Below are 14,527 nucleotides of genomic sequence, written 5' to 3' on the forward strand. Positions count from 1 at the left end.
CCTCACGGTGGATAGAGATTAAAGCCTGGGCCTCGATGGGGCTATTTCGGTTGGACTCCTGCCGCTTTCAGCGCACTGCCTATGGATGCGATGTCGTGTTCGACCGCCAGTTGCAGCGTTTCGGGCGGGCAGCCTATCGGATTCACGCCCTGCGAAAGGAATTTCTTTACGAGGTCCGGGTCGGCAAGCGCTTTGTTGATTGCCGCATTGAGCTTGTCGACGATGGGTTTTGGGGTGCCGGCCGGCGCGAAGATCGCGTTCCAGCCCGTGACGTCGAACCCGGCCAGGCCCGCTTTTGCGACGGGCGGCACTTTGGGCAGTATGGCCGAACCTTGTTTGTCGGAAATGGCCAGGGCCTTGATCTTGCCGGCCTTGACCATGGCCATGGCGGCGATGGGGGATACGAATGCCGCTTGTATATCGCCGCGGATCAGCGCGGAAAGTATCTCGGGCTCTCCCTTGTACGCCACGTGGGTCATTTTGATTTTGGCCTGGGACTGGAACAGGAGCATGCACAGGTCTCCGAGACTGCCCACCCCTACGGAACCATAGTTGAGCTTGCCCGGGTGTTCTTTGGCCTCCTTGATCAGGTCGGCCACGCTGTTTATCGGGCTGTTTCTATTGGTCAGCAGGATTTCGGCGACGGACCCGACCTTGGTGATGGGAGCGAAATCCTTGGCGGTGTCGTAGGGCAGGTTCTTGACGGTGCTGGGATTGACGACGTGGGAAGGGAAGGCCATCAGCAGCGTATAGCCGTTGGGCTTGGCTCGGGCCACGTAGCTGGAGCCGATGACGCCGCTGGCTCCGGGACGGTTGTCGACGATGATGGACTGCCCCAGGATCGGGCTTAATTTCTGGATCAGAATGCGGGCCAGCGAGTCCGTAATCCCGCCGGCGCCCGAAGGCACGATGAGATGTATGGGCTGGTCCGGCCACGCCTTCGTCTGGCCATGCACGAGCGCCGGCTGGATCATCGCCAGGGCCAGGGATATCGCGAACATTATTTTTCTCATGGCTTGCCTCCTCGATTGTGCTGAACACTGGGACTGCGTTCATTGTATGGATTCGAAAAGGCTCGACGAAAAATAAAATTACATTCGATCCGTTAAAAAATTTAGGGTTGGGAGCGCCGCGCGCGGAATGTGGTAATTTGAACGCTACGGCCGGGGCCGCGCCCTTGCTGCCCGCCGCCGGCATCGGCGCGCGTCCGACGCGCCGGTTTCATATTTTCCTACAGGAGACGAACGTGCCCAGCTTGCTGCCTGATGTCGACCCTGAGGGGTTGCTGGAATATTCGGTGGTCTACACCGACCGGGCCATCAATCATATGTCGAATGTCTTCCAGGATGTGATGAAAGACATTTCCAGGACCTTGAAACAGGTCTACAACGCGCACTCGGCGATCATCGTGCCGGGCAGCGGCACCTTCGGCATGGAGGCCGTGGCGCGCCAGTTCGCCACCGGCAAGCGCTGCCTGGTGATCCGCAACGGCTGGTTCAGTTATCGCTGGAGCCAGATCTTCGACATGGGGTCCATCCCGTCGCACTCGACCGTGCTCAAGGCGCGGCCGGTGGCGCAGGGCAAGCAGGCGGCGTTCGCGCCGCCGCCCATCGACGAAGTGGTGGCGGCGATCAAGGCCGAGAAGCCCGACCTGGTGTTTGCCCCGCACGTGGAAACGGCCTCGGGCATCATCCTGCCCGAAGACTATATGCGCAAGGTGGCGCAAGCCGTGCACGCGCATGGCGGCATGTTCGTGCTGGACTGCATCGCTTCGGGCGCGATCTGGGTGGACATGCAGGCGATCGGCGTGGATGTGCTGATCAGCGCGCCGCAAAAAGGCTGGAGCGGCCCGGCCTGCTGCGCGCTGGTGATGCTGGGCGCTACGGCGCGCGAGCGCATCGATGCCACCACCAGCACCAGCTTCGCCTGCGACCTGCGCAAGTGGCTGCAGATCATGGAAGCCTACGAGAAGGGCGGCCATGCCTATCACGCCACCATGCCTACGGATGCGCTGACGAAGCTGCGCAATGTCATGGCGGAAACGCAGGCCCTGGGTTTCGATACGGCGCGTGCACGCCAGCAGGAACTCGGCGACCGGGTGCGCGCGCTGCTGGCCGAGAAAGGGTTTCCGAGCGTGGCGGCCAAGGGCTTCGAGGCGCCGGGCGTGGTGGTCAGTTATACCGACGACGACGGCATACATTCGGCCAAGAAGCTCGCGCAGGCCGGCCTGCAGGCCGCCGCCGGCGTGCCGCTGCAATGCGACGAGCCGGCCGATTTCAAGACCTTCCGCCTGGGCCTGTTCGGCCTGGACAAGTTGAAGAATGTCGACCGCACCGTGGCGACGCTGGCCAAGGCGCTGGACTCGATAGCGTAAGGCCACTCAAGGCTTGCAGCCGGCAGCCGCGAATCCTAGCTTCTTCATCGCTTGTGCCAGGGCCTGGGCCGAGGCGCCATATTGTTTCCAGGGGGCGTTGCCGCAGCGCAGGCGTTCGCCGATATTGCGCAGATGCCATTGCGTGGGGCTCTCGAGCTTTTCCACTTCGTCCCAGGAAAGCGGCACGGACACGCCCATGCCCGGGCGGGCGCGCACTGACCACGCGGCCACGGTGGTGGCGCCGAAGCCGTTGCGCAGGTAGTCGATGTAGATGCGTCCTACGCGCTTGTCGGGGCCGCTATGCGCGGAGAACCGGCGCGGCGCATCGTCGGCCATGCGCTGCACGATGGCGTGCGAGAAATCCTTGACGGTGTCCCAGCCGTAGCGGCGCTGCAGCGGCACGACCACGTGCAGTCCCTTGCCGCCGCTGGTCTTGGCAAAGCATGCCAGCCCGAGTTCGCCCAGGAATGCGCGCACGGCCAGGGCGGCCTGCGGCACGGCGGACCAGGCCACGCCTTCGCCGGGGTCCAAGTCGAAGACCATCCTGTCGGGGCGGCCGATACGGTCGCGCCTGGCGTTCCAGGTATGGAACTCTATGGCGCCCATCTGCGCCGCGCCCGCCAGGCCGCGGGCCGTGGCGATCTCCATCAGCGGCGGGTGTTCCTTGTCCAGTTGCTGGGGCAGCGATCGCACGCCGGGTATGGGCGGCGTCCCCATGTGCTTCTGGAAAAAGATTTCCCCGGCCAGGCCTGCGGGGGCGCGCACCAGGGATACCGGCCTGCCTTTCAGGTGTTCGAGCATCAGGCCGGCGACCTGCTGGTAATACTCGACCAGTTCGATCTTGGTGATGCCGGTGGATTCGTCGACGATGCGTTGGCGGTGGGTGATCCGCACCGCATTCGTGGAAGCCGCCGCGTTTCCGGCGCGGCCCCGGTGTGGATGTGGAGCAGGCATGTGGCCCTCCTCTTGCCGGAGGTGCGCCGCGCGGCGCTTACCGTACCGGCAGGAAATTGAAGAACAGCAGCCCCTGGACGTAGTTGATGCCCACGCGCCGCAGGTTTTCGTCGAGCAGATTGGCGATCAGGTCGAGGCGGCCTATGAGTTCGCCGAATTGGCGCTCGAAGCTCAGGTTGTGTACGTCTCCCGTCAGCTCGTTGGACAGCAGCAGCGGGCGGCCGGCGCCATCGCGGCGGTTGGCCAGCAGCCACGCGGCGATTTCCACGTTGCGGGCGGCGTTGTAGATGCGCTGCGCATTCAGGATGTCGGTGGCGTAGAAGCGCGTCTTGCCATTGTGAGCCTGGATGATCATATTGGCCAGGCCGAGTATGAAGGCGCGCACGCGGTCGCCCTGGTAGGACGGATCCAGCGCCACCGACAGAATCTGGATATCGCTCAAGCCCTTCAGGTCGGGCGGCGGCTGGCCGGTGGACAGGGCCTTGCGGCCTTGGGCGATGGCGGTGGCGAGGTCGGGCGCGCCGGTCTTGCGCCATTCGGAAGGATTGCGGCGGTAGAGTTTCTCGAGCAGCACGCCCAGGCTGGCGAGGTTGTCGCGCATGGCGATGGTGACCGTGCGATTGAAATCGGTCTGCGCGAACTGGTCGAAGGACATGCCTTCGTCCTGGGGCGTCCGGCCGTTCTTGGGGGGCGGTCCTGCACAGCCGGCCAGCGCCAGGGCGAGGGCCAGCGCCGCACAGGCGCGCACGGTCATGCGAGGCGTCGGGCCGCCAGGGGCGAAACGCGGCCCCATCAGGTCAGTAACTTGAGCACTTGCGCCGCAGTGGCGCGGAGGTCCGGCGCCGCGATGGGGGCGTTGGGAAAGGGCTGGCGCTGGCGCCGTCCGCCTTGTTCGAGGTCGGCGCCGTAGCAGTCCAGGCCGAGCAGGCGTATGTCCGCGGGCAGTGCCGCGGCCAGTTCGTCGCAGCATGCCTGTTCGTCGGCGGGGTCGAGCGCGGCGGCTTCCCCCCACTGGGTTTCGTCGATCCAGCCCATGCGGGCGAAGCCGCCGATATAGCGCGCGCGCTTGGGCTGCAGCCGGAAAAAGGCGAAGTCGCCGAGTTCCAGGTATTGCCGCGCATCGGGCTGGTAGCGCAGGTAGCGGGCCAGCATTGCGGGCGCGATGTCCAGCGGCGTCGCGTCGCCTATCAGCGTCAGGCGCGGTTCTTCCAGGACGTTGTGGCTGCCGGGCGGGGTCACCAGCAGGCTGGCGCGCGGATCGGCCCGCAGGTTGCGGGTGTGTTCCGCGAGGCGGCTGACGAGCAGTATGGGGCAATGGCGCTCGTCCGGGACGAAGGGCAGTATCGACGCATGCGGATAGCCCGGCAGCTGCGCCGACTGAGTGGCGAGCGCAGCCGCGGCCGAGCCGTGCAGGAGATGTATGAGGACGCTGGTTTCCGCCTTCATGCCCGCGCCGCCCGGATGCTGCACGGGGACGTAGGGCCCTGGGCCGCGAGAGCCGGGCGATGCCGTTTGAGGCGGCCTGCGCTCAGCATATGAGCCAGCCGGCCAGCCGGGCCATCGGCCCTTGTATCAGGTGGGCGATCGGGGCGGGCAGGCTCAGGGGCTTGAGCAGCATCTTGGCGGCCATGGTGACCGGGTAGTGGCGCCGAACCCGGCGCGTGATGCGCTCGCGCAAGGCGCGGAATTCGGTCTTGTCGGCCGCCGGCCCGAGGCTGGTGGCGTAGGCATGCCACAGCGCGCATTCGACGTCGTCGTTGCGCACTTCCAGGACGCGCCGCTTGAGCGCGCCCAGCACGCGCAGCCGGCCCGGCGGCTGGCTGGCGTCGTACATGCGGAAGTAGCCGTAGAAGTGCTTGTAGTGATTGATTTCGTCGGAACGGATGCGCGCGGCAATGCCCGACAGCACCGGTTCGGTGGCGTGCGCCGCGAGGGCCTGGTAGAAGGTGGCCGTGCCGGTTTCGACGACGCAGCGCGCCACCATTTCGAGGCTTTGCTGGGGTTCGAGCGCTTCGACCGTGCAGCGCGGGCCGTAGTCGGCGTAGAACGCCGCGTAGGCGGTATCCCAGTCGAATTCCGGCCAGACGTGGCGCACGTAGTCGCGCAGCCTTTTGCCGTGGCGCACTTCTTCGGTCTGCCATTTTTCGCGCAGCCAGCCGACGATCTCAGCGTTGTTCTCGAAGTGGCTTACGAGATTGTCGGTGTAGAGGTCCGAGGCGATTTCGACGAAAGATGCGGCCGCCACCAGATACAGCATGTCCGGCTGAGCCCGCGCCTGCGCACGGTCTATGGTGTCGTAGGGGACATGGTCTAGGTTCCAGTGTGGCGTGGCAATGATGGATTCACGCATATCCAGAGATCCCGTGGTTGCGAGGTTCGTGTTTTACCCGCGCTTTGTCCGTTACTACATTGTATGCCTGTTGTCATTATTGTGAAATGCCGCGAGCCTCGGCGCCAGTGCCCCGGAACGGCCCGCGCACGCCCGGGAATTACGCCATTGCTTGCTTTGCGCGCGCCCACCAGCTTTGCACGGCGGGATGCTGGAATTGTGTTTCGACGTATTTCAATATTTGGACCGGAACGGTGTCGCCGTTGGCGCTCAGGCGGGCGAGCATGACGGCCAGGTCGACGTCGGCGACGCACCACTCGCCGAACAGCGGGCCGCCCCGTTCGTCTATCAGGCTTTCGGCTGCGGCCAGCAGCTTGTCGGCCGCCGCGCGGGCGGAGGCCGACAAGGGCTGCGGATTCTTGTTGGCGTAGATGACCGTCGTGGGGCGTTCGGCGCGCAAAGCCGCCAGGTCGCTGCGCAGCCAGGCCTGGATCTGCCGCGCCCGGGCCCTGGGGCGCGGCTGCGCCGGCAGCACGCGCGGGTACTGCGGCGCGCCGTAGACGTCTTCCAGGTATTCGGCGATCGCCGACGATTCGGACAGCGAGAATTCGTCGTCCACCAGCGTGGGCACCCTGGACGTCAGGGAAACGCGGCCGAACTGCGGAGTCGTGTTCTGCCTGGCGCGCAGGTCCAGGGCCTCGAGGGTGTAGGACAGGCCTTTTGCTTCCAGCGCCGCGTATGCCGACAATGCATAGGGGCTGGAATAATCGATGTCGACGTACAGGACTAAGGTTTGGGCCATGGCAGAATCTTCCGGGTGATGTGCGTGGGGCTTTGTGATTCTTCCTGCATCATAATCCCGGGCACCGGGCGTGTCCTGCAAACCCCTTGCGCCCGCGTGTCCACGTGTCCATGGCATCTGCGGCATCTGCGGTGTCGGCAGCGTGCGCATGCCGACAGCGGCTGTGCGGCATCGGCGGCCCGGGCCATGCATGGCGCAGCGCGCGGGCATGCGGACGGATCCTGTTGCGCGGCCGGCCGGGCCGGCCGCAAGATTCAGGCGACCGCCGGCTGGAGCTCTTCTTGGCAGCCGTGCAGGAAATCCATGACCTCGGCGCGGCACTCCAGGTACCGGGCGTCGTAGGCCAGGTCGTTGCGCCGGCGCGGCCGCGCCAGGCCCGTGGGCAGGATGCGGGCGATGGTGGCCGCCGGCCCCTTGCCGAGCATGACGATGCGGTCCGACAGCAGCACCGCCTCGTCGATGTCGTGGGTGACCATGATGGTGGTGGTGCCCGTGGCCGCCACGATTTCCTGTAGCGCATCCTGCAGGTGCGCCCGCGTCAGCGAATCGAGTGCGCCGAAGGGTTCGTCCATCAGCAATACCTTGGGCTCCATCGCCAGCGCGCGGGCGATGCCCACGCGCTGCTTCATGCCGCCGGAAATTTCGCGCGGGTACTTGCGGGCGGCATGGTCCATGCCGACCAGGCGCAGCGCCGCCACGCTGCGTTCCTGCAGTCGGCGCGCGTCCTCGGCGGCGCCGAACACCCGCTTCACCGCCAGGTGCACGTTTTCCAGGCACGTCAGCCACGGCAGCAGGCAGTGGTTCTGGAACACCACGGCGCGATCGGGACCGGGGCCGCGGATTTCCCGGCCGGCGCACAGCAGCACGCCTTCGGTGGCCGGCACGAGCCCGGCGATCAGGTTCAGCAGCGTGGATTTGCCGCAGCCCGAATGCCCGATCAGCGTGACGAATTCCCCTTGCGCGATCGACAGGTCGATGTCGCGCAGCGCCACGAAAGCATTGCGGCCGCTGCCGTAGCTTTGGCCGACCCGTTCCAGGCTGACGAAGTTCTTCATGTTTCATTCTCCCTTGTAGTCGAGATGCCGGGCCAGCGCCCCCAGGGCCGCGTCCAGCGCGAGGCCGACCGCCCCGATCACGAAGATCGCCACCAGGATGTGCTGGACGTTCAGGTTGTTCCACTCGTCCCATAGCCAGAAGCCGATGCCGGTGCCGCCGGTAAGCATCTCGGCGGCCACGATGACCAGCCAAGCGGTGCCGATCGACAGCCGTACGCCGGTGAGCATGTGCGGCAGCGCGGCGGGCAGCAGTATGCGGGCGAACACCGTGCTTTCGGGCAGGTTCAGCACCCGGGCCACGTTCATATAATCTTGCGGCACGCGGCGCACGCCGTCCGCCGTGTTGATGATCAGGGGCCAGATGGAGCAGATGAAAATGGCCCAGATGGCGGCAGGGTTGGCGGCCTTGAACAGCAACAGGCCCAGCGGCAGCCATGCCAGCGGCGACACCGGGCGCAGCAGGCTGATGACCGGCGCGCAGATGGCGTCCAGGGGCTTGAAGCGGCCGATCAGGAAGCCGGCGGGTATACCGACCGCCGCCGCCAGCGCAAAGCCGGCAGCGACCCGGCCGAGCGAGGCCAGGATGTTCCAGCCTATGCCCATGTCGTTGGGGCCCTTGTCGTAGAACGGATCGGCGAACAGGACGGCGGCCGAGCGGAAGGTGGGGGCGGGGCCCGGTATGCCGGCGATGTTCATCGACACGAGCTGCCAGGCGGCCAGCAGCAAGCCGAAGCCGCAGAGCGTCGCCGCGCACTGGTTCAGCCATTGCGCAGCGCGCCGGCGCCACTGGGCGGCGGCGATGGCCGGCGTGGGATCTACGCTGCCGGCGGCTGCGGGCGGGGACAAGGACGGCGAGGAAACGAATTTTGCGAGAAAAGGATTCATGGCGAGCTGCTCTATCTGTGTGCGTGGGGGGCGATACTTGGCCCGAAAACCGAAAACCGGCGAGTCGATCGCGATGCCGGCGATCGACTCGCCGTGCTCGTTCAGGCGTGAATGGCGAAGCTGTCGGCATAGGCGGCCGGATTACCGCCGTCCCAGGTCTTGCCGTCCATCAGGGTGGCCGCGCGCATAGTGCTTGCGGGCACAGGCACGGATGCCGCCGCGGCCGCCTCTTTGTACAGGGCGATGTGATTGATTTCGCTGGCCACGGCCAGGTAGTCCGGATGCTTGCGCAGCAGGCCCCAACGCTTGTGCTGGGTAAGGAACCACATGCCGTCGCTGAGATATGGGAAATTCACGGCGCCCCCGCCATAAAAGCGCATGGGGTGCCTGTCGGTCCATGACCGGCCCAGGCCGTTGCTGTATTCGCCCAGCATGCGGCCCTGTATCAGCCCGGCCTGGGTGTTCACATAGGACTTGGCGGCGATCGTCTGCGCCGTCTTGCGCATATGGTCGGGCGAGCTGTCTATCCATCTGCCGGCTTCCAGTATGGCGGCGACGACGGCGCGTGCGGTGTTCGGATATTTCTGCACGAAATCGGCGCGCGCGCCCAACACTTTTTCGGGATGGTCCGGCCAGATGTCCTGGGTCGTCGCGGCGCTGAAGCCTATGCCGTCGGCGATGGCGCGGGCATTCCAGGGCTCGCCCACGCAGAAGCCGTCCATGGCGCCGATGCGCATATTGGCTACCATCTGCGGCGGCGGCACGGTAATGGCGCGCGCGTCCTTGAAGGGGTCGATGCCGTAGGCGGCCAGCCAATAGTAGAGCCACATGGCGTGCGTGCCCGTGGGAAAAGTCTGGGCGAATGTGTATGTGCGCTTGGCCGCGGACATGGCCTTCTTCAGGCTCGCCCCGTCGGTTACGCCCGCCGTGTCATGCAACTGGCGCGACAAGGTGATGCCCTGTCCGTTCTGGTTCAGGCTCATCAGCACCGCCATTTTTGTCGCCGCACCGGCCAGGCCCAGATGCATGCCGTAGATCATGCCGTACAGCGCATGCGCGAAATCCAGGTCGCCGGTGACGAGTTTTTCCCGCACCGAGGCCCACGAGGCTTCCTTGCTGGGTATGATTTTCACGCCATGTTTTTTGTCCAGCCCGAGCTCCGCGGCCATGACGACCGAGGCGCAGTCGGTCAAGGGGATGAAGCCTATTTTCACTTCCGTCTTTTCCGGCGCATCGGAGCCTGCGGCCCAGGCGGCGGGGCCGGCCAGCGGGCTCAACAGGCCGGCGGCCCCCAATCCTGCGGCGGACTTCGCGGCCCTGCCCAGCCAGGCGCGGCGGCTCGCGCCGCTTGGCGTCAGGTCGGGACGGCCAGAAGAGGAAGAATGGTCGGCATAGTGCTTGCGGGAAGTCTTGTCGGCGGCTTTCATTTGCGGTCCTGGTCCGGAGATATGGGTTTACGCGGCGAGCCCGTGGGCTCGTGCACACACTCCAGTCATAAGCAATGTTCGTGCCAATATCCCGATACCGAAAAAAACTGCCATGTCGTCGGCGAGGGTTCGGGGCGGATGAGTCCGGGGGCGCCTGCCGTTTTTTCTTGCACTGCACCATCAGCGGGCCATGTCGCCGCTTTGCGGTGCATGGGCGCCGGAGCGAAGCCGGGCCGGCGCCGCAATAATTGGTTGGATTCCAGCCACACGGTAGCGAAAAGCCTGGCCCGGAACGCCCGCCGCAGCGAGCCATCGCCTAAAATCTTGCGGCGCCGAGCACGAATCCCGCAGCCGCGGATGTGCCGGCCTACTTCTCGCCCCCGGTCGCACGATTCCCATGGCCTTCTCCGCAGATCCTATTCCTACCCCCGCGGCGTCCGCCGCAGGCAGGCCCGTGGTTTTCTATGTGCTGCTGTTCCTGGCCGGCATGGTGGCGCTTTGGGCCGTGCTGTGCGGCATCAGCCACAAGTCGCCCGACCTCGACAATATGGAAGAGCTGGTCTGGGCTTCCAGCTTCGAATGGGGCTATTACAAGCATCCGCCGGTGCCGGCGTGGTTCATGTACGGCCTGGCCTCGGTCTTCGGCAAGCCCATCTGGCTGACTTTCCTCGCCGGACAGTTGTTCTCTGCCTTGGCCTTGTGGTTCGTCTGGAAGCTGGGCTGCGAATTCACCACGCCGCGGCGTGCGCTGATCGCCATGTTGTTGGTGTCGGTCACCGCGTATTTCTCGGTGCGCGCGACCATGTACAACCACAACTCGGTGCAGATGTGGTCGATCGTGGCCTCGACGTGGCTGTATTACCGGGCCCTGCGCTATGGCCGCGCGTCCGACTGGCTCTGGCTGGGAGCGGCCTGCGGCATGGCCTTCATCACCAAGTACAGCGCGCTGATCCAGTTCGCGGCGTTTTTCCTGTTCTTCCTGCGCCAGGGCCACTGGCGCGACCGGGCTGCGCTGCGGGGCGTGCCGCTGGCGCTGTTGACCTTCCTGCTGGTGATCGCGCCGCACGTCTATTGGCTGTTCCAGCATGCGTTCGAACCGCTGCATTACGCCGACGAATCCATAGTGCCGGGGGGCGACCCGCAATTCAGCGTGATGTCCGATATCTGGGGTTTCCTGACCACGCAACTCGGGCGCCTGAGCCCGATGCTGGTGGCCTGGATCGCCTTGTACGCCTGGAACCGCAGGGCCGCTTCCAAGACCGCCAAGACCTCCGCGCCGACGGCCGCAGGCGCGGCAGCGCCGCGCTATGCCCAGGAGCTCAGCGCCTGGGACCGCTCGTTCCTGCTCATCGTCGGCATCGGTCCGGTGGTGCTGACCGTGCTGGTCTCGGGCGCGCTGGGCACGCGCCTGGGCAGTTCCTGGGCCAGCACCTTCTTCGTGCTTTTCGGCTTTTACGCCTACTGGTGGCTGCGCGGCGACGAGCATGCGATGCTGCGCAGGACGGCCATCGTGATCGTCGCGATCCAGATGCTGATGGCTGTCGGCTACGCCATCGGCCGCGGGCCGCTGGCCTATTACACCGGCCGCAAGACCGATTCCACATACCCGGGCAAGCAGATTTCGCTGCAGATGCAGGACATCTGGCATCAGTATGTCCCGGGCGCACCCCTGACGCTGGTCGTGGCCGATACCTGGCTGGGCGGCAATATCGCGGTGCACGTGCGGCCCAGCGCCAACGTCTTCATCGACGGCAGCCTGCGGGAATCGCCGTGGCTGAAGTCCTCCGACCCGACGCGCTGCGGCGCGCTGGTGGCCTACAGCACGGCGGACCACAGCAGCGGCCCGTCGCCTGCGGTGCGCCGCCTGTACGAGCAAGCTCCGTACAAGGGCGTGCTGCAGCAACGCTGGTCCACGCAGAAGAGCCCCATGATCGTGGTGCACTGGGGCATCATCCCGCCGCAGCCGGACTGCCCGGCGCGGCCCGCGCACTGAGGCCTCGGCGGGCCGCGGATCTGCGGTCCCGTCGTGGGACGCGTAACCATTTTTGCTGGTTCCAGCAGGCGGCGGCGCTACACTCGGACTCTGGTTGCCTGCGCTTTCGCACCGGGATGCCAGGGACATTCAAATCGAAAAAAAAGCCTGGAGGACGGCGCTACAGTGGAATTACGCCAATTACGCTACTTCGTCTGTGCCGTGCAGGCCGGCAGCCTGGGCAAGGCTGCGCTGGAGCTGGGGCTGGTGCCGTCGGCGCTGAGCCAGCAGATCAGCCGCCTCGAGGGCGAACTGGCGACGCGCCTGCTGCAGCGCACCGCCAATGGCGTGATACCGACCGATGCGGGCGTGGCGTTCTTTCGCCAGGCGCAACTGGCGCTGCGGCACGTCGAGCATGCCAGCCAGGCCGCCAGGCAGGCGCGCCTGTCCGGCCACGTCAGCGTCGGGCTGGCCCCGACCACCGCCGCGGTGCTGGGCGTGCCTTTCATGGCGGCCATGCGCGAGCGCTACCCCGACGTGCGGCTGCACATGGTAGAGACGCTGTCGGGTCATCTGGTGACCATGCTCAATTCGCGCCAGCTCGACCTGGCTGTGGTGTTCCAGACCGAGGCCGGGCAGCGCTGGAGCACCATCGCGCTGCTGCGCGAGCGGCTGTTCGTCATCTTTCCGCCGGGCTTGCGCGGCGCGCCGCGCGGCAAGCGCGTGCGCCTCGAGCAGATCGGCGCGATGCCCCTGATCGTGCCCACCGGGCCGCATGGCCTGCGGGCCACGCTCAATGCAGCCTTCGCGCATCATGAACTGGCGCCGAACATCGTCATGGAAATCGACTCGCTGGCCATGCTGATGGACGCCGTGCGCGAGGGCTACGGGGCCACCATACAGCCCGGGGCCGCGGTCGCGCGCCTGAGCGGCGTGCCGATGCGGCTGGTGGAAATCACCGATGCGCAGGTGGAGCGCCACAATGTGCTGGCCAGCCTGAGCGAAGAAGAATTGTCGCCGGCCGCGCTCGCCGCGCGCGTGGTGCTGCTGGACACGGCCCGGTCGCTGGTGCGGGCGGGGAGCTGGGCCGGGGCCCATTTGCCTCCCAGCACCGCGGCGTCTTGACCGGAGGCGCGTGGCAGCCTTCACGAATCGTGAAGGGATCATCGCGCCCGCCTGTCTAGTGCGGCCCGCCACGGCGCGCTAAAGTATCCGGCTGGAATTCCGGGAGGCGGACAATGATAGACGTATTGGTGGTGGGCGGCGGCAACGCCGCGCTTTGCGCTGCCCTGATGGCGCGCGAGGCGGGGGCGAGCGTGCTGCTGCTGGAATCCGCGCCCAAGGAATGGCGCGGCGGCAATTCGCAGCACACGCGCAATCTGCGCTGCATGCACGATGCGCCGCAGGACGTGCTGGTTGATGCCTATCCCGAAGAGGAATTCTGGCAGGACTTGCTGAAAGTGACCGGCGGGCAGACCAACGAGCATCTTGCCCGGCTGGTGATCCGCGCCTCGTCGAATTGCCGTGGCTGGATGCGCAAGCACGGCGTGCGCTTCCAGCCTTCGCTGTCGGGCACGCTGCACGTGGCGCGCACCAATGCCTTCTTCATGGGCGGCGGCAAGGCCCTGGTCAATGCCTATTACCGCAGCGCCGAGGACCTGGGCGTGCAGATACGCTACAACGCCAAGGTCGATTCGCTGGAACTCGACGGCGACCGCTTCGTGGCGGCGCACGTCGGCGGCGAGCGCATCCCCGCGCGCGCCTGTGTGGTGGCCAGCGGCGGCTTCGAATCCAACCGCGAATGGCTGCGCGAGGCCTGGGGGCAGGTCGACGGCCAGTGGGTGGCCGACAATTTCCTGATACGCGGCACGCGTTTCAATATGGGCGTGCTGCTCAAGGACCTGCTGGCCAAGGGCGCCGATTCCATCGGCGACCCGACCCAGTCGCACTGCGTGGCGATCGACGCCCGCGCGCCGCTGTATGACGGCGGCATCTGTACCCGCATCGACTGCGTGTCGCTGGGCGTCGTGGTCAACAAGACCGGACGGCGCTTCTACGACGAGGGCGAGGATTTCTGGCCCAAGCGCTACGCCATCTGGGGCCGCCTGGTCGCGCAGCAGCCCGACCAGATCGCCTATTCCATCATCGACGCCAAGGCGATCGGGCGTTTCATGCCGCCGGTGTTTCCCGGGGTGACGGCCGACACGCTGCCTGAGCTGGCGCGCAAGCTGGAACTGCCCGAAGAACAGTTCATGCAGACCGTGCAGGCCTACAACGAGGCCTGTCGGGTCGGCACCTTCGACCACGAAGTGCAGGACGATTGCCATACCGAAGGCCTGACGCCCGCCAAGACCCATTGGGCGCGTCCCCTGGACACGGCGCCCTTCTATGGCTATGCGCTGCGGCCGGGCATCACCTTCACGTATCTGGGCGTCAAGGTCGACGACCGGGCCCGTGTGCATTTCGGCGGCGAGCCCAGCGCCAACCTGTTCGCGGCCGGCGAGGTAATGGCCGGCAACGTGCTGGGCAAGGGCTATACGGCCGGGGTCGGCATGTCTATCGGTACCGCCTTCGGGCGCATTGCCGGCACGCAAGCGGCTGCGGCCGCGCTGCAGAACGACGCCGTCGCCGCCTGAAAATGGCCGCCACGCCAATTACCTACGCCGTCCCGCAAGAAAGCCGCAGGCTTCCCGGGGCGGCCCGGCGGATCTGATCCGCCCGAGGAATCC

Annotated in this window: 13 protein-coding genes; 4 read left to right on the forward strand and 9 right to left on the reverse strand. The window is 66.2% G+C overall.

Annotation, left to right across the window (positions count from 1 at the left end; all coding sequences use genetic code 11):
* Positions 1–41: 41 nt before the first annotated feature.
* Positions 42–1,013 (reverse strand): Bug family tripartite tricarboxylate transporter substrate binding protein, encoded by a 972-nt coding sequence (locus KVP10_RS05040; protein WP_217963386.1) that lies wholly within the window; start codon positions 1,011–1,013, stop codon positions 42–44.
* A gap of 233 nt (positions 1,014–1,246) precedes the next feature.
* Here KVP10_RS05040 and KVP10_RS05045 point away from each other — a divergent pair, with 233 nt between their 5' ends.
* Complete coding sequence (locus KVP10_RS05045; protein ID WP_217963387.1) at positions 1,247–2,374, forward strand: aminotransferase class V-fold PLP-dependent enzyme; 1,128 nt, start codon at positions 1,247–1,249, stop codon at positions 2,372–2,374.
* A 6-nt stretch (positions 2,375–2,380) separates the two neighbouring features.
* On the opposite strand, the gene ligD is transcribed toward KVP10_RS05045, so the two are convergent.
* From ligD to KVP10_RS05085, 8 genes are all read right to left on the reverse strand, one after another.
* The gene (gene ligD, locus KVP10_RS05050) at positions 2,381–3,328 is read right to left on the reverse strand and encodes a non-homologous end-joining DNA ligase (protein WP_217963388.1); all 948 of its coding nucleotides are present in this window, start codon (positions 3,326–3,328) and stop codon (positions 2,381–2,383) included.
* Between the two features lie 37 nt (positions 3,329–3,365).
* On the reverse strand, positions 3,366–4,082 hold the full coding sequence (locus KVP10_RS05055; protein ID WP_217963389.1) for a hypothetical protein: 717 nt from the start codon (positions 4,080–4,082) through the stop codon (positions 3,366–3,368).
* 38 nt (positions 4,083–4,120) lie between these two features.
* On the reverse strand, positions 4,121–4,774 hold the full coding sequence (locus KVP10_RS05060) for a HugZ family pyridoxamine 5'-phosphate oxidase (RefSeq protein WP_217963390.1): 654 nt from the start codon (positions 4,772–4,774) through the stop codon (positions 4,121–4,123).
* A gap of 82 nt (positions 4,775–4,856) precedes the next feature.
* Positions 4,857–5,678 carry a ferritin-like domain-containing protein gene (locus KVP10_RS05065; protein ID WP_217963391.1) on the reverse strand — a complete coding sequence of 274 codons (822 nt, stop codon included), beginning with the start codon at positions 5,676–5,678 and terminating at the stop codon, positions 4,857–4,859.
* 139 nt (positions 5,679–5,817) lie between these two features.
* The gene (gene yfcF / locus KVP10_RS05070) at positions 5,818–6,459 is read right to left on the reverse strand and encodes a glutathione transferase (protein WP_217963392.1); all 642 of its coding nucleotides are present in this window, start codon (positions 6,457–6,459) and stop codon (positions 5,818–5,820) included.
* A gap of 254 nt (positions 6,460–6,713) precedes the next feature.
* Positions 6,714–7,514: an ABC transporter ATP-binding protein gene (locus KVP10_RS05075; protein WP_217963393.1), complete on the reverse strand. Its 801-nt coding sequence runs from the start codon at positions 7,512–7,514 to the stop codon at positions 6,714–6,716.
* 3 nt (positions 7,515–7,517) lie between these two features.
* The gene (gene ntrB / locus KVP10_RS05080; RefSeq protein ID WP_217963394.1) at positions 7,518–8,399 is read right to left on the reverse strand and encodes a nitrate ABC transporter permease; all 882 of its coding nucleotides are present in this window, start codon (positions 8,397–8,399) and stop codon (positions 7,518–7,520) included.
* A gap of 101 nt (positions 8,400–8,500) precedes the next feature.
* Complete coding sequence (locus tag KVP10_RS05085; protein WP_217963395.1) at positions 8,501–9,826, reverse strand: CmpA/NrtA family ABC transporter substrate-binding protein; 1,326 nt, start codon at positions 9,824–9,826, stop codon at positions 8,501–8,503.
* 397 nt (positions 9,827–10,223) lie between these two features.
* On the opposite strand from KVP10_RS05085, the gene KVP10_RS05090 reads away from it, so the two are divergent.
* The 3 genes from KVP10_RS05090 to tcuA all read left to right on the forward strand — a co-directional run bounded on the left by KVP10_RS05090 (position 10,224) and on the right by tcuA (position 14,434).
* Positions 10,224–11,819: a glycosyltransferase family 39 protein gene (locus KVP10_RS05090; protein ID WP_217963397.1), complete on the forward strand. Its 1,596-nt coding sequence runs from the start codon at positions 10,224–10,226 to the stop codon at positions 11,817–11,819.
* 165 nt (positions 11,820–11,984) lie between these two features.
* Complete coding sequence (locus tag KVP10_RS05095) at positions 11,985–12,923, forward strand: LysR family transcriptional regulator (protein WP_217963398.1); 939 nt, start codon at positions 11,985–11,987, stop codon at positions 12,921–12,923.
* A gap of 113 nt (positions 12,924–13,036) precedes the next feature.
* A complete protein-coding gene (gene tcuA, locus KVP10_RS05100) occupies positions 13,037–14,434 on the forward strand; it encodes an FAD-dependent tricarballylate dehydrogenase TcuA (protein WP_217963399.1) in 1,398 nt (465 codons plus the stop codon).
* Positions 14,435–14,527 lie beyond the last annotated feature (93 nt).

It is taken from the genome of Candidimonas humi, assembly GCF_019166065.1.
Taxonomy (GTDB): Bacteria; Pseudomonadota; Gammaproteobacteria; order Burkholderiales; family Burkholderiaceae_B; genus Candidimonas; species Candidimonas humi.

Coding starts and splice junctions, on each gene's coding strand:
- KVP10_RS05060 (WP_217963390.1), bottom strand. CDS start 4,774: ATGAAGGCGGAAACCAGCGTCCTCATACATCTCCTGCACGGCTCGGCC.
- KVP10_RS05055 (WP_217963389.1), bottom strand. CDS start 4,082: ATGACCGTGCGCGCCTGTGCGGCGCTGGCCCTCGCCCTGGCGCTGGCC.
- KVP10_RS05075 (WP_217963393.1), bottom strand. CDS start 7,514: ATGAAGAACTTCGTCAGCCTGGAACGGGTCGGCCAAAGCTACGGCAGC.
- tcuA (WP_217963399.1), top strand. CDS start 13,037: ATGATAGACGTATTGGTGGTGGGCGGCGGCAACGCCGCGCTTTGCGCT.
- KVP10_RS05040 (WP_217963386.1), bottom strand. CDS start 1,013: ATGAGAAAAATAATGTTCGCGATATCCCTGGCCCTGGCGATGATCCAG.
- yfcF (WP_217963392.1), bottom strand. CDS start 6,459: ATGGCCCAAACCTTAGTCCTGTACGTCGACATCGATTATTCCAGCCCC.
- KVP10_RS05090 (WP_217963397.1), top strand. CDS start 10,224: ATGGCCTTCTCCGCAGATCCTATTCCTACCCCCGCGGCGTCCGCCGCA.
- ntrB (WP_217963394.1), bottom strand. CDS start 8,399: ATGAATCCTTTTCTCGCAAAATTCGTTTCCTCGCCGTCCTTGTCCCCG.
- ligD (WP_217963388.1), bottom strand. CDS start 3,328: ATGCCTGCTCCACATCCACACCGGGGCCGCGCCGGAAACGCGGCGGCT.
- KVP10_RS05065 (WP_217963391.1), bottom strand. CDS start 5,678: ATGCGTGAATCCATCATTGCCACGCCACACTGGAACCTAGACCATGTC.
- KVP10_RS05085 (WP_217963395.1), bottom strand. CDS start 9,826: ATGAAAGCCGCCGACAAGACTTCCCGCAAGCACTATGCCGACCATTCT.